This window comes from Actinopolymorpha pittospori (assembly GCF_014873875.1).
Lineage (GTDB): Bacteria > Actinomycetota > Actinomycetes > Propionibacteriales > Actinopolymorphaceae > Actinopolymorpha > Actinopolymorpha pittospori.
In genome coordinates this window covers 8,484,745-8,498,631 of sequence record NZ_JADBEM010000001.1, presented here as the reverse complement: position 1 = coordinate 8,498,631, position 13,887 = coordinate 8,484,745, and the positions used below count along the sequence as shown (strand labels likewise).

General features: G+C 70.9%; 11 protein-coding genes. 8 read left to right on the top strand and 3 right to left on the bottom strand.

The features are described from left to right. Positions 1-17: 17 nt before the first annotated feature. Entirely contained in the window at positions 18-983 is a 966-nt protein-coding gene (locus HEB94_RS39420; protein ID WP_337918241.1) for an ABC transporter ATP-binding protein, read from the bottom strand. Then, positions 980-2,140, bottom strand: a complete 1,161-nt coding sequence (locus HEB94_RS39415) for a LolA family protein (RefSeq protein ID WP_238361748.1) — start codon at positions 2,138-2,140, stop codon at positions 980-982. The genes HEB94_RS39420 and HEB94_RS39415 overlap by 4 nt, the downstream gene beginning before the upstream one ends. Positions 2,141-2,351: 211 nt before the next feature. Here HEB94_RS39415 and HEB94_RS39410 point away from each other — a divergent pair, with 211 nt between their 5' ends. Together HEB94_RS39410 and HEB94_RS39405 are read left to right on the top strand one after the other, a co-directional pair. After that, complete coding sequence (locus HEB94_RS39410; RefSeq protein ID WP_192754552.1) at positions 2,352-3,029, top strand: response regulator; 678 nt, start codon at positions 2,352-2,354, stop codon at positions 3,027-3,029. 36 nt (positions 3,030-3,065) lie between these two features. Next, positions 3,066-4,637 (top strand): sensor histidine kinase, encoded by a 1,572-nt coding sequence (locus tag HEB94_RS39405; RefSeq protein ID WP_202896792.1) that lies wholly within the window; start codon positions 3,066-3,068, stop codon positions 4,635-4,637. 190 nt (positions 4,638-4,827) lie between these two features. Here HEB94_RS39405 and HEB94_RS39400 read toward each other — a convergent pair whose 3' ends face one another. Continuing rightward, on the bottom strand, positions 4,828-5,517 hold the full coding sequence (locus HEB94_RS39400; protein ID WP_192754551.1) for a sigma-70 family RNA polymerase sigma factor: 690 nt from the start codon (positions 5,515-5,517) through the stop codon (positions 4,828-4,830). Positions 5,518-5,815: 298 nt separating this feature from the next. On the opposite strand from HEB94_RS39400, the gene ftsY reads away from it, so the two are divergent. From ftsY to trxA, 6 genes are all read left to right on the top strand, one after another. Continuing rightward, positions 5,816-7,012: a signal recognition particle-docking protein FtsY gene (gene ftsY, locus HEB94_RS39395; protein WP_192754550.1), complete on the top strand. Its 1,197-nt coding sequence runs from the start codon at positions 5,816-5,818 to the stop codon at positions 7,010-7,012. A gap of 7 nt (positions 7,013-7,019) precedes the next feature. Next, a complete protein-coding gene (locus HEB94_RS39390; RefSeq protein WP_192754549.1) occupies positions 7,020-7,793 on the top strand; it encodes a GNAT family N-acetyltransferase in 774 nt (257 codons plus the stop codon). Beyond that, positions 7,790-9,097, top strand: a complete 1,308-nt coding sequence (locus tag HEB94_RS39385; protein ID WP_192754548.1) for an aspartate aminotransferase family protein — start codon at positions 7,790-7,792, stop codon at positions 9,095-9,097. Before HEB94_RS39390 ends, HEB94_RS39385 begins: the two co-directional genes overlap by 4 nt. A 290-nt stretch (positions 9,098-9,387) precedes the next feature. Further along, complete coding sequence (locus HEB94_RS39380) at positions 9,388-11,208, top strand: ABC transporter substrate-binding protein (RefSeq protein WP_192754547.1); 1,821 nt, start codon at positions 9,388-9,390, stop codon at positions 11,206-11,208. After that, a complete protein-coding gene (gene ggt / locus HEB94_RS39375) occupies positions 11,205-12,956 on the top strand; it encodes a gamma-glutamyltransferase (RefSeq protein WP_192754546.1) in 1,752 nt (583 codons plus the stop codon). Before HEB94_RS39380 ends, ggt begins: the two co-directional genes overlap by 4 nt. A gap of 152 nt (positions 12,957-13,108) precedes the next feature. Continuing rightward, positions 13,109-13,864, top strand: coding sequence for a thioredoxin (gene trxA, locus HEB94_RS53915; RefSeq protein WP_202896791.1), 756 nt, complete (start codon positions 13,109-13,111; stop codon positions 13,862-13,864). Positions 13,865-13,887: the final 23 nt, after the last annotated feature.

The following is a 13,887-nucleotide window of genomic DNA, read 5'->3' as shown; positions in this document are numbered from 1 at the left end:
CGTCCCCTGGACGTGCCTCAGCCACTGACATCGAAGCCCTCCCCGGTCAAGGAGACGAACACGTCCTCAAGGCCCGGCGTCATGACCCCGAACGCCCGCACGGGTACGCCGTCCTCGACCAGCGCCGGCACCAGCTTCTCCGGCGCGAGGTCGCCGATCAGGGCGGTCACGGCTGGACCCTCCACCCGTAGTTCTGTCAAGCCGAACCTGCGCAAGGTGTCCTTGGCGAGGTCCGGCCGGCTGGTCTCGACGCGCACTCGTGCCTGGGTGCCGCCGCGCAGGTCGGCGAGGCGCTCCTGGGCCACCAACGCGCCCACGTGCATGACGCCCACATGGGTGCAGATCTGCTCGACCTCCGAGAGCAGGTGGGTGGAGAGCATGATCGTCGTACCGTCCCGGGCGAGGTCGAGGAGCAGTGACCGGACCTCGCGGGTTCCCTGCGGGTCGAGCCCGTTGGTGGGTTCGTCCAGGACGAGCAGGTCACGTGGTTGCAGGAGGACGCCGGCGAGCGCGAGGCGCTGCCGCATGCCGAGGGAGTAGGCGCGATAGCGCTTGCGTGCCGCGGCCAGCAGGCCGACCCGGTCCAGGGCCTCGTCGACGCGGGTGCCGGCTGTGGCCGGGTCCGCCGTACGGTCCGCGGCGTCCAGTCGGCGCAGGTTGGCGCGTCCGGACAGGTACGGGTGGAAGGCCGGGCCCTCCACCAACGCACCGATCCGGGGCAGGGCGCCGGCGGCTCCGCCCGGCATCGGCCGACCCAGAAGCTCGTGCCGGCCGGCCGTCGGCCGCACCAGGCCGAGCAGCATCCGGATCGTCGTTGTCTTGCCCGAGCCGTTGGGGCCGAGGAAGCCGTAGACGGATCCGGACGGCACGGTGAGGGACAGATCCCTGACCGCGACCTGTCCGGAACGGAACCGCTTGGTGAGGTCGAAGGTGCGGATCGCCGCACCTTCGGCCGTCACCACCGCGGAGGGCGATTCGGTCACTGTCCTGTCCCGGCGACGGAGTAGAGGTGCTGCGGGCTGACGGCACCGGCCAGCACCCGACCGTCGTCGGTCACCAGGACGGAGAAGAGCGCCCCGGACAGGAGTCGCCCGCTGCCCCAGGTGCCGCTCACCCGCGGCAGCCGGTCGAGGATCGGTCGGAACTCGGAATCGGCATGGCGTGCCTCGGTGGGCATCTTCGCCGTCACCACGGCGGTCCAGCCCTTGCCGACCACCGACGGCCCTTCGGCGGCGGCCTTCGCTCCGGTGCCCTTGTCCGCTCCCCGCTCGCGTGCGTTCTGCTGGTCGCCGCGGGCGTGGCTGTCGTTACCGGGCGCGGTTCGATCTCCGCGCGGGTGCGCTTCGTCGCCGGCCTTCCCCTCGGTCACCTTGGTGCCGGGAGGCGGTGCGAAGCGGAAGTGTTCGGCACTGGGCTTGGTGAAGCTGATCTGGGTGAAGCCGACCTGGATCGCGGGCGTCCCGGCGCCCTTCGCGAAGACTTGGACCTGGAGCGGGATGTGCTGCTCGCTGTCGATCGCGAGCCGCACCTGGCCCACCAGGGAGGAGGCGTCGCGGGGGGCGAGGATCAACTGGTAGGCGGCGCGGCCCGCCACGCTGGCGGTGCCGTCCGTCGTGACCTTCGTGCTCGGATCGAGCGCCTTCAGGGCCTGGTCGGCGGCCTCCTGCGGGGTCCGCGGCAGGTCGGGAACCGACTTCGCGGGCGCCGACTTGCCGGCCGGCAGGACGGTGTGGGTCGCCGTCTTCGACGTGCTGGACCACACCCAGACGTCCTTGCCGTCGCGGATGAGATCGGACTCACCGAGGGTGCCGAGCAGCGCGATCCTGGACCGCTCCGGTCCGTCATACCACACCTTCAGGGTGTGACTTCCGCTCACCAGAGCGGACAGGTCGGAGCTGTCGTCACCCCCGCCGATGCCGGGAAGCTGGGGGAGCCCGAGGTCGGCCTGCTGCGAGATCGTTCCGGAGAACCCGTCAGGGTTGGCCTTCTGAAGGTCGACGAGGAGCTGGGCGGCGGTGCGTTCGGGCAGTGCGCCGGCGGCGTTGGCGCGAAACAGCGTGCCGGCCGTGCCGACCAGCAGGACCAGGGCGAGAACCGCCGCCGGAGCAAACCAGCGCAGGGCGGGACGTGACGCGAACAAAACCCCTCCACCTCCTCGACGGATACACCGCGCCGCCGGCATCGACTGGACCGGCGGCGGCCGCCGCGTGCCCTGCCCAGGAGGGGGCCACGAAGCGGTGCGTCCATCCTGCGACAACCCTCCTGTGAGCACGCTGAGAACGCGCGGTGTCCTGTCGTACCTCCGTGCCGGAGAGTTCCTCGGTGGGCAGCGACATGTCAGGCTGGGGCCCGTGCGACTGCTCCTGGTGGAGGACGAACCCCGGCTTGGTCGGGCCCTGGTGCGCGGCCTGTCCGCCGAGGGGGTCGCCGTCGACCTCGCGACCGACGGGCGGGACGGGCTGGAGCGGGCCAGACACGGCGACTACGACGCCGTGGTGCTCGACGTCATGCTGCCGGAGATGTCCGGGTTCGAGGTCGTACGCGCACTTCGGGAGGACCGCAACTGGGTGCCGGTCCTGATGCTGTCGGCCAAGGACGGCGACTACGACCAGGCCGAGGGCCTCGACACCGGCGCCGACGACTACCTCACCAAGCCGTTCTCCTACGTCGTGCTGCTCGCCAGGCTGCGTGCCCTGCTGCGACGCGGGGCGCCGGAACGCCCGACGGTGCTCGCCGCGGGTGCGCTCACACTCGACCCGGCCAGTCGCCGGGTCACCCTCTCCGGTGCCGAGGTGGTGCTGACGGCACGGGAGTACGCGTTGCTCGAGTACCTCATCCGGCGAGTCGGCGAAGTCGTCCCCAAGATCGAGTTGCTCGACCACGTCTGGGACGCCGCCGAGGACACCGACCCCAACGTCGTGGAGGTCTACGTGGGATACCTCCGCCGCAAGATCGGTCGAGGCGCGCTCGAGACGGTTCGTGGCGCGGGTTACCGGTTGGTCGGCGACGAGGGCAGCCAGGTCGGGTGAGGACGCGGATGACCCGTGGATGCGGATGAGTCTCGGATGACGAGACCAGGATGGGCGGGCCGGCGGCGCGGCGGTGGCGGCGTACGACCAGAACCCCTGCGCGGCCTGAGCGCCGTACGCCACCGGTGGCACCACGCCAGCCTGCGCGCGCGCCTCATCCTGATCGGTTCGGCCGGACTCGCGGTCGGCCTCGGCCTCGGTGGCCTCGTCCTGGTGCAGACGCTGTCCTTCAGCCTGCAACGCAATCTCGACATGAGCGCACGCGGGACCGCGAGCGACGTCGCCGCGCTGGTCCGGGCGGGGCGGCTGTCCGACCCCATCCCGATCGGTGGCGCGTCCTCACTCGTCCAGGTCGTCGACGGCCGTGGACGGGTCGTGGCGGGGTCAGCCGGTGCCGACCGGCTGGTGCCGCTGCTGGAACCCACTGTCCTTGCCTCCGCGCGAGCCGGCAGGCCCCAGACGATCGGCGGCGAGCGGGTGGGTTCGACGGGTCCGCTGCGCGTCGTGGCCCAGCCCGTCGACCGGCCGACCGGCGGGAGCGTGCTGGTGGCGGTCTCGGCACGCGGCATGAGCGAGTCGGTCGCGGTGTTCAAGACGACTCTGCTGGTGGCGTTCCCCATCCTGGTCGGCCTGCTCGCCGCGGTCGCCTGGCGGGTCGTGGGCTGGACGCTCCGACCGGTCGAGGCGCTGCGTCGCGGCGCCGCCGAGATCACCGGGGCGAGTTCGGCGCGTCGGCTGCCCGTACCGGCCGGGGACGACGAGGTGCATCGGCTCGCGGTGACGCTGAACGACATGCTCGGCCGGCTGGAGGCGGCCCGGCTCCGGCAGCGTGCGTTCGTCGCCGACGCCGCGCACGAACTGCGCAGCCCGCTCGCCAGCATGCGAACCCAGCTCGAGGTGGCCAACCGGCTCGGCGCCGGCACCGACTGGACGGAGACCGCGAACGACCTGCTCACCGACCTCGACCGGCTCGGCCGCCTCACCAACGACCTTCTCCTGCTCGCCCGCGCCGACGAGGGCGCCCTCCCGCCGCCCACCGCGCGCGTCGACGTGGCCGCCCTCGCCGCCGAGGTGGTCGGGCGCTACTCCGACGCGCGGGTCCCGGTCGGTGTGGTCGCCGCCCAGCCGGGTTGGGTCACGGGTACGCCGGACGCGCTGCGGCAGTTGCTCGGCAACCTCCTCGACAACGCCGTACGCCACGCCACGACCGGCGTCCGCGTCAGCGTGGAGGCCCCCGACGGCGCGGTCCTGCTCACCGTCGCCGACGACGGGCCGGGAATCCCGGAACCGGACCGGGAGCGGGTCTTCGACCGGTTCACCCGCCTCGACGGCGCCCGGGCCCGCGACGACGGAGGCAGCGGGCTGGGGCTCGCCATCGTCCGGGAGCTGGTGCGCCTCCACGGGGGAACGGTCACGCTCGGTGACGCTGGTCCCGGCGTACGGGCGCAGGTGCGACTTCCGCGCGACGGCGCGGGCGGGGCGGGTGAGTCAGCCGGGTCAGGTGAGGGGCGTGGAAGGAGAGCCCACGACACCTTCGGGCGACGGTCGGGGGAGGCGGACCCGCGAGTCACGGCCGTGCCGGACCCTGCGGATCCGCCGTCCCCCTAGGTTGGGCGCCTGCCGCGAACTCTCGTTCCGGCCCGGCGTCAGGCCCACCCCCCTGGTCTGACACCGTCCGCCCATCCAGAAGGCAGGTCGCGGCCCCGTCCCGGCGGTTACAGGGCCACCGTGCCTTCCTTGGTGCGACTTTCCCGGTGCGCTCGCGCCCGCGCGGCGGAATCGGGACAGTTGGCCGGAATCAGCCGTAGACGGCGCGTCGGGCCGAGTCCTCACACATCGGGCAGCTCTCCGCGTGCCGGTATCCGGCGGAGGCTCCCTCGCGCTCGACCGTGCTGACCAGCTGCGGGCACCGGTCCTCCGACCCGCCGGACAGCAGCTGGAGGACCAGCGCCGCCCGCAGCCGCCGGCGTGCGCGGTGCAGGACGACCTTCGCCGCGCCGTACGTGATCCGCAGGGTGGCCGCCACGTCGCCCACCCCGAAGCCCAGGGTGATCAGACTCAGGGCGATGGCGTCGCGTCGGGACAACCCGATCACCAGTCCCCGCACGAGGGCCGCGGTGTCACGCAGCGAGGCGAGTTCGGCCGGGTCGTCGGCGTCCGGGGTGGTCATGTCGGTCTCGATCAGCTCCTCGAGCACGACGCGGGTCTGGGCGCGCCGGAAGTCGACGGCCGTGTGCCGGGCGATCGAGAGCAGCCAGGGCCGGAAGCGCTCCGGTTCCCGGAGCCGGTCGAGCGCGGCGAGGGCACGGGTGAAGGTCTCCTGCACGGCGTCTGCGACCCGGTCGGGATCCCGCAGCTGGTCCCGGACGGCGAGGCGGACCGCGGCCACATTGTCCAGATACAGCGGGATGAATGCGTCCCGATCGCCGCGCCGGACGGCGTCCACCAGGGCGGCCGCGTCAGCGGCCCCCACGACGCCCGCGGTCACGGGGCCACCCACACGGGGGTCCGGGAGGGCACCGGGCGCCACTGCCCGGCGGCCGGGGAGACGGGCTCGATCGGCGTGGCCATGACCGTCCTCTCACCGACGTGGCGGTGCCTCCATCGAACCCGGACCGGCTCCGGCGCAGGTGCCGATGGGACAAAGTTTCCGCGCCGTCCGGTGTCGGGTAGCTCGATCTCGACGGGCCGGATCGGGCCGCGGGCCGGTGACAGACCTCTTGTGGTCGGCCAGGGGTGCGGCGGGCGTCTGCGCGCGTGGGTGACGTCTGGGAGTATGAGCGACCGTGGAGTATCTCGTCGTAGCCATCGTCATCGTCGTTGTCGCCCTCGTCGTCCTGGGCCTGCTGGCGGTCGGCCGTCGTGGTCGGCGGGTCGATCTGCCGCCGGAGCCGCGCGAGCCCTCGGCTGGGCCGCGTGGCGGTACGACCGGCGAACGTGACGAGGGCGACAAAGGACCGGTCGCCACCGCCGAACGCCCGACCGGCACAGGGGCCGACACGGCGCCCGTCGAGGAGCTCGAGGTCGTCGAGCCCCCGGTGCCGACGATCGAGCGGCCCGAACCCGTGCAGGGCCGGCTGGTCCGGCTGCGTGCCCGGTTGGCGCGCTCCCAGTCGACCCTCGGCAAGGGTCTGCTCGGTCTGCTCTCCAGGGACCGGATCGACGAGGAGACCTGGGAGGAGATCGAGGACGCCCTGCTCACCGCCGACGTCGGGGTCGGCCCGACCGAGGAGCTGGTGGAGCGTCTCCGCACCCGCGTCCGGGTCGAGGGGGCCGCGAGCCAGGACCACGCCCGGGAGATCCTGCGCTCGGAGCTGCTCACGCTGGTCGGCACCGACCTCGACCGATCCCTCCACGTCACCCGTACGTCCACCAACCCCGCCGTCGTCCTCGTCGTCGGCGTCAACGGCACCGGCAAGACGACGACGGTCGGCAAGCTCGCGCGGGTCCTGGTCGCCGAGGACAAGGACGTCATCCTGGGTGCCGCCGACACCTTCCGCGCGGCCGCGGCCGCGCAGCTCGCCACCTGGGGTGACCGGGTGGGTGTGCCCACGATCCGTGGCCCGGAGGGCGGCGACCCGGCCAGCGTCGCGTTCGACTCGGTGAAGGCCGGCGTCGAGCAGGAGTCCGACGTCGTGATCGTCGACACCGCCGGGCGCCTCCACACCAAGACCGGCCTGATGGACGAGCTCGGCAAGGTGAAGCGGGTGATCGAGAAGCAGGCCCCGGTCTCGGAGGTGCTGCTGGTGATCGACGCCACGACCGGACAGAACGGCCTGACCCAGGCCCGGGTCTTCGCCGAGGTGGTCGACGTCACGGGCATCGTGTTGACCAAGCTCGACAGCACCGCCAAGGGCGGCATCATCATCGCGGTCCAGCGCGAGCTGGGCGTACCCGTCAAGCTGGTCGGGCTCGGCGAGGGCGCCGACGACCTGGCCCCCTTCGAGCCCGCCGCCTTCGTCGACGCGCTGCTCGGAGAGTGAGAGCACGATGCTCGTGGAGCGGTCGGCCGCAGCGCCGGTCTGGGCCGCGCACGCCGACGCCTGGCAGGCCGAGGGGCGGATCCGTACGCCCTACGGCGGCGGTGCCGAGGAGCTGCCCGGCGTCCGCCTGATGGCGTCGGGACTGCCCTACGCGCAGTGGAACGCCGGCGACGTGACCGATCCCGAGCTGGTCGACCTCGACGCCGTACGCGCGTGGTACGCCGCGCGCGCGGTCCCCTGGGGCCTGCGGGTGCCACCCGACGTCGACTGGCCGCACGGCCGGCTGGCGCTGCGCAAGCGGTGCATGGGGCTGCGTGCGGACGCCTTCATCCCCATGCCCTGCCCGCCGAGCGTGACGATCCGGCCGGCGGTGCCGGGCGAGCTCGAACTCCTGGCCCGGATCGACGCGACGGCGTTCGGCGACCCGATCGAGCCCAACCTCGGCTGGGTGGCCCCCCAACTCGGCGCCGAGGGCTTCCGGCACGTCCTGGCCCTGCTCGACGGCGAGCCGGTCGGGGTGGCGACGGGCATCCGCACCCGCGGGGTGGGCGGAGAGAGTGTCGGCGTGTTCGGGGTAGGGGTACTTCCGGAGGCCCGGCGGCGCGGCATCGGCGCCGCCCTGACCTCCTCACTGGTGAGCTGGGGATTCGACGGTGGTGCGGCCCTGGCCCACCTCAACCCCGAGACCGACGCCGCCGCCCGCCTCTACGCACGGCTGGGGTTCACCGAGGTCACCGGCCTCGACATCTACGTGGATATGGTTGACGGAGGACTGAGATGACCGACCGCGACACCGACCTGCACGCGCGGCATCGCGCCGTGATGCCCAACTGGCAGGCGCTCTACTACGACCAGCCCCTGGAGATCGTGAGCGGCGAGGGCCGCCGGCTCACCGGGGGCGACGGACGGGTCTACCTCGACTTCTTCGCCGGTATCCTGAGCAACTCCCTCGGTTACGGCGTACCCGAGATCAACGCCGCGATCGAACGCCAGCTCGCCGCCGGCGTCGTCCACACCTCGACGGCCTACCTCGGCCGGGCGCAGGTGGAGTACGCCGAGCGCATCGCCGAACTCTCCGGCATCCCCGACGCGAAGGTCTTCTTCGTCAACTCCGGCACCGAGGCCAACGAGGCGGCACTGCTGCTCACCACGCACGCCCGCCGGAGCAACCAGGTCCTGGCGCTGCGCAACTCCTACCACGGCCGGGCCTTCGCGACCGTCGCGATCACCGGCAACCGCAGCTGGGGCACGACCTCGCTCTCGCCCGTACACGTGAGCTACGTCCACGGCGGCTACCGCTACCGCAGCCCGTTCCGCGACCTGTCCGACGCCGACTACATCGACGCCTGCGTCGCTGACCTGCGCGACGTGATCCAGACGACCACGGCGGGCGACGTGGCCTGCATGATCGTGGAGCCCATCCAGGGTGTCGGTGGGTTCGCCACCCCGCCGGACGGCCTGTACGGCGCGATGAAGGAGGTGCTCGACGAGTACGGCATCCTCTTCGTCACCGACGAGGTGCAGACCGGATGGGGCCGGACCGGCGAACACTTCTGGGGCTACCAGGCCCACGACGTCGTGCCCGACGTCCTCACCTTCGCCAAGGGCGCGGCCGGTGGACTCGCGATCGGCGGGGTGATCGCCCGCGCCGAGCTGATGGACGGGCTGGGCGCCAACTCGCTCTCGACGTTCGGCGGCAACCCGCTCACCATGGCGGGCGCGATCGCCACGCTCGACTACATGCTCGCCCACGACCTGCAGGCCCACGCGGCCAAGCTCGGTGCCACGCTGCTCTCCGGCCTGCGGGCGCTGGCCGACGGCGCCACGGTGATCGGCGACGTACGCGGCAAGGGCCTGATGATCGGGATCGAACTCGTCACGCCCGGTACCACCGAGCCGAGCCCCCGGGCAGCGGCCATGGTCCTCGAGGAGTGTCGTCGCGGCGGCCTGCTGGTCGGCAAGGGTGGGTTGCACGGCAACGTCATCCGGATCGGCCCGCCGCTCACGCTGACCGAGGCCGAGGCCGAGGAAGGGCTCGGCATCCTGTCCACGGCGCTCGGCAAGGTCTACGAAACCCTCGTCTGATCGCGTCGCCTCGTCTCGGACGCGACCGACGGCGTCCGGAAGGTGTCGACATCGACACCGTCGGTCGCGTCCGGGCTGGTCCTGTGCCAGAGTGAAAACCGCCGTCAGCAGTGACCAGGGAGGCGCACTCCTGCTGACGGCGCCGCCGGTGGGGTCGGTGTCAACGCCGTGTTAACGGCGACCTCGCCCGGAAACCTCCTTGTCCGCAAGGAGCCTCTCACGCGTCCGATGCTGGACGCGCCTTGCTGTTGTGCTTTCGTTTCTGCGCGTTCATCAGCACAATCGTGCGCATGCGCTCAACCTCACCATTGGTCGGCTCGAACCTGTCCCGTCGGCAGGTGCTCGCCATCCTGAGCGGAGGAGCCGGCGCCTTGGCGCTCTCCTCCTGTCGCCAGGGCGCGAGTCCTGGCGCTTCGGGTGTCGCTTCCGCGGAATTTCATGGTGGGACCGCTTACCAGGTCCCGCCCAAAGGCCACTTCAACCTCATGGACGGCGTCACCGACTCCATCCTGGGTGACCACTTCTACATCGACCTCATCATGGCTCCCGGCGCGATGTACCGCTGGAAGGAGCAGAAGTGGGAGCCGATGCTCATCGAGAAGTGGAACGTCGACGAGGCGGCGAAGACCTTCACCTACACGCTTCGCCAGGGCCTGAAGTGGAGTGACGGCAAGCCGATCACCAGCAAGGACGCGGTGACCACCTTCTGGTGCCTGCGCATCATGCGCAACTCGGTGTGGGAGTACCTCGAGAAGGTGGAGGCACCCGACGAGCTCACGGTCGTCCTCACGATGAAGAAGCCGTCCACGGTCGTCGAGCGCTACGCCCTGCGGCAGCACATCCACTCCGACGCGACCTACGGCCCGTGGGCCAAGCGTGCGGAGGAGCTGTTCGGGTCCGGCAAGGATCTCGAATCCCCGGAGGGCAAGAAGCTCAACCAGGAGTTCCAGTCCTTCCGGCCCAAGGAGGCGATCGCCTCCGGGCCGTTCAACTACGACTACAACAGCATCACCAACTCCCAGCTCAGCTTCGTCAAGAACCCCACGGGCTACGCCGCGGACACGGTGGCCTTCGACAAGGTCGTCATCTTCAACGGTGAGACCACCACCATCACCCCGGTCGTGCTGGCGAAGAACCTCGACTACGCCACCTTCGGCTTCCCGGTCGCGACCGAGAAGCAGTTGGTCAACAAGGGCTTCCGGATCATCCGGCCACCGGTCTACTCCGGACCCGCGCTGTTGATGAACCTCGACCGGCACAAGGAGTTCCTCGACCCGCGGGTGCGGCAGGCCCTCGCCCACGCCATCAACCGCGACCAGAACGGCCAGGTGTCGCTGGACAAGTCCGGCAAGGGCGTCGTCCACATGGCCGGCTTCTCCGACAACTCCGTGCCCGGCTGGATCTCCGAGGCGGATCTCGCGAAGTTCAACAAGTACGAGTACGACCGGGACAAGGCGACACAGCTGCTCACGCAGGCGGGTTGGCGCAAGCAGGGTGCGAACTGGATCAAGCCGGACGGCAAGCAGGCGCACTACGAGGTGACGTTCCCGGCGGAGTACGCCGACTGGTCGGCCTCGGGTGAGGACGTCGCGAAACAGCTGTCGGACTTCGGTCTCGGCGTCGTCGGTCGTGGTGTCACCGAGTCCCAGCAACCGATCGACGTGGACAAGGGCAACTACGACATGGCGATCCAGGCGTGGGGCACCTCCGATGACCCGCACCCGCACTTCGCCTTCCTGGCGGACCTGTTCACCCACAACATTCCGGTCGCCGCCAACCAGGGCGGTCGTGGCATGGGCTTCGAGCTCAAGCAGACCACGAAGGTCGTGGGCGAGGTCGACCTGGAACGCCTCGTCGTGGAGGCCGGCGAGGGACTCGATCAGGAGGCGCAGAAGGCCATCGTCACCAAGGTGGCGCTGGCGTTCAACGAGCTGCTCCCGATGGTGCCGCTGTTCGAGCGCTACGGAAACAACCCCTGCCTGGAGAACGACCGGGTGGGTGCGTGGCCGGACGACAGCGACCCACTGCTGCAGAACTCGCCGTACGCCGACAACTTCACGATCATGCTTATGTACGCCGGAAGGCTCAAACCCGCGAAGGGAGCCAAATGAGCGCGGCCTCGACCGCAGCGTCCCAGGGCCAGGAGATCCCGCGGAAGGATCCGGGGGAGGTGGGCACACCACCGGCTGACTCCGGAGTCGTCATCGGTCACCCGCGCGCCGACGCCACGCCGTTCGAGTGGTCCCGGCGCCGAATCGCCCCGGTCCTCGCCGAGGGTGGCGCGGTGGCCTCGTGCCACCCACTGGTGACCAGCACCGGGCTGCGCATCCTCGCCCAGGGTGGCAACGCCGTCGACGCGGCGGTGGGCGCGGCCCTGGTCGCGTCGGTGGTGATGCCGGAGATGTGTGGCCTTGGTGGCGACCTCTTCGCGCTAGTGCACGACCCTGCCGTACCCAACGTGGACGGCGGCAGCGTGACGTCCTTCCAGGGCAGCGGTATCGCGCCTCGCGCGGCGACCATCGAGGCGATGCGGCAAGCCCGTGACGGTGTCCGTATGCCCAGCAACGGGCCGCTCTCGGTGACCGTCCCCGGCATGGTGCACGCCTACTTCACCCTGCTGGAACGGCACGGCACGAAGCAGTTCGCCGAGCTCGTCCAGCCGGCCGTCAACTACGCCTACGGCCATCCCATCTCGCCGGTGCTCATCAGCTTCATCCGGAAGTTCACCGACCTGCTGGCGTCCTTCCCGGCGTCGGCGAAGGTGTTCCTCCCCGAGGGAGCACCGCCGGTGCCGGGCAGTGTCTTCCGGCAGACGGACCTGGCCCGGACCCTGGAGACGATCGCCGCCGGTGGCCCGGAGGCGTTCTACCAGGGTGAGATCGCCGAACGTATCGGCGCCTTCATGGCGCAGGTGGGTGGTGCTCTCGCCGCGGCCGACTTCAAGGACCATCGGACCGACGTCTCGGCGCCCATCTCGACCACCTACCGCGGACACCGGGTCTTCCAGACCTGTCCGCCCAGCCAGGGCCTGGTCATGCTCGAGGCGCTCAACATCGCCGAGAACTTCGACCTCCCGGCGCTTGGTGCGGCGTCCCCGGATCGTCCGCACGTCCTGATCGAGTCGATCAAGCTCGCCTTCGCCGACCGGTACGCCTACTGCGGTGACCCCGCGTTCCTCACCTCACCGGTCGAGCAGCTGCTGTCCAAGGACTGGGCCCGTGAGCGCAGCGCCCGGATCGGCGCGCGGGCGGGCCAGGAGGTCCTCGCCGGAGAATTCGACCGCGGCCACACGACGTACCTCTGTGTCGTCGACCGCAACGGCATGATGGTCTCGCTCATCCAGTCGGTCGCCAGCAACTTCGGCAGTGGTGTGGTGGCGGGCGACACCGGCGTCGTCCTCAACAACCGGGCGCAGGCGTTCTCGCTGGCGCCCGAATCGCCGAACGTCTTCGCACCCGGCAAGAAGCCGATGCACACGCTGAACTGCTACCAGATCGCGGATCCGCAGGGCCGCCTGGTCGTCACGGGTGGTACCCCCGGCGGTGACCGGCAGCCCCAGTGGAACCTCCAGACGGTCACCGGCATGATCGACCACGGGTTCGACACCCAGCAGAGCATCGAGCAGCCCTTCTGGTTCGGTTCCTCCTCCGCCGGGGCCAACGGCCGCTTCGAGCTCGCGCTCGAGGGCCGGGCGGGGCAGGAGTACGCCGCGGCCCTCGCCGACCGCGGCCATGACGTGTCGCTCAACGGCGACTGGAGCTGCGAGAGCGGCGCGCAGATCATCTCCCGAGACCCGGCGACAGGTGTTCTCGCCGGCGGCAGTGATCCACGGTCCGAGGGGCAGGTCATCGGGCTGTAGGGATCTCGCCGGGTGGGCGGGGGTTCCCCGCCTGACCGGCTCGCACGAGAGGGCGGCAGTGACCAGGAGGTCGCTGCCGCCCTCTCGTCCCCGCGCGTTCACACTGGCCTTGACGCCGACGTCAACGTTTACGGTCGTCGCGAGGAGGCCAGATGCGCATCGGAGAGCTCGCCGAACGGACCGGTACGACCACTCGTGCCCTGCGCTACTACGAGACCCAGGGACTGCTGTCGGCACGGCGTACGGCCAACGGCTACCGCGACTACGGCGAGGCCGACTGGCGAGTCGTCGAGGAGATCCGGTCACTGCTCGCGATCGGGTTCTCCCTGGAGGACACCCGGCCGTTCGTGGACTGCCTACGGTCCGGCCATGTCGCGGGCGACGTGTGCCCGAACTCCGTCGCGGTCTACCGGCCGCAAGCTCGACGAGCTCGACGACTGCCTCGCCCGGCTCCAGGCGGTGCGGGCGCAGGTCGAGGAGCAGCTGGCCACCGCACTCGACCGAGCGACAGGAGACACGACATGTTGTTGAAGGCGCCGAACGCGACCACCCCCACGAACCCCGCGAGGTCCGGTCACCCCGCCACGGTGACCGTGACCGACGCCGACTTCGGCGAGCGGGTGCTCCGCGCCGACCGGACCGTCCTGGTCGACTTCTGGGCGCCCTGGTGCCCGCCCTGCCGGATGATCGCTCCGGTCCTGGAGCAGATCGCCGCGGAGTACGCCGACCGGTTGACGGTCGCGAAGATCAACACCGACGAGAACCCGTCGACCGGCGCGGCCTGCGGTGTCCTCGCCGTACCCACCCTGCAGGTCTACCGCGACGGACAGCTCGTCAGGTCCCTGGTCGGCGCACGTTCCAGGGCTCGCCTGCTGGCCGAGCTGGAGGACGTGCTCCAGCTCGGCTGAGCGCCCGGTTTCGGGTCGGGCGC

What these genes read in the sequence shown, in the direction of transcription:
- HEB94_RS39385 (WP_192754548.1), top strand. Translation starts at nt 7,790, where the DNA reads ATGACCGACCGCGACACCGACCTGCACGCGCGGCATCGCGCCGTGATG.
- HEB94_RS39390 (WP_192754549.1), top strand. Translation starts at nt 7,020, where the DNA reads ATGCTCGTGGAGCGGTCGGCCGCAGCGCCGGTCTGGGCCGCGCACGCC.
- trxA (WP_202896791.1), top strand. Translation starts at nt 13,109, where the DNA reads ATGCGCATCGGAGAGCTCGCCGAACGGACCGGTACGACCACTCGTGCC.
- ggt (WP_192754546.1), top strand. Translation starts at nt 11,205, where the DNA reads ATGAGCGCGGCCTCGACCGCAGCGTCCCAGGGCCAGGAGATCCCGCGG.
- HEB94_RS39405 (WP_202896792.1), top strand. Translation starts at nt 3,066, where the DNA reads ATGACGAGACCAGGATGGGCGGGCCGGCGGCGCGGCGGTGGCGGCGTA.
- HEB94_RS39380 (WP_192754547.1), top strand. Translation starts at nt 9,388, where the DNA reads ATGCGCTCAACCTCACCATTGGTCGGCTCGAACCTGTCCCGTCGGCAG.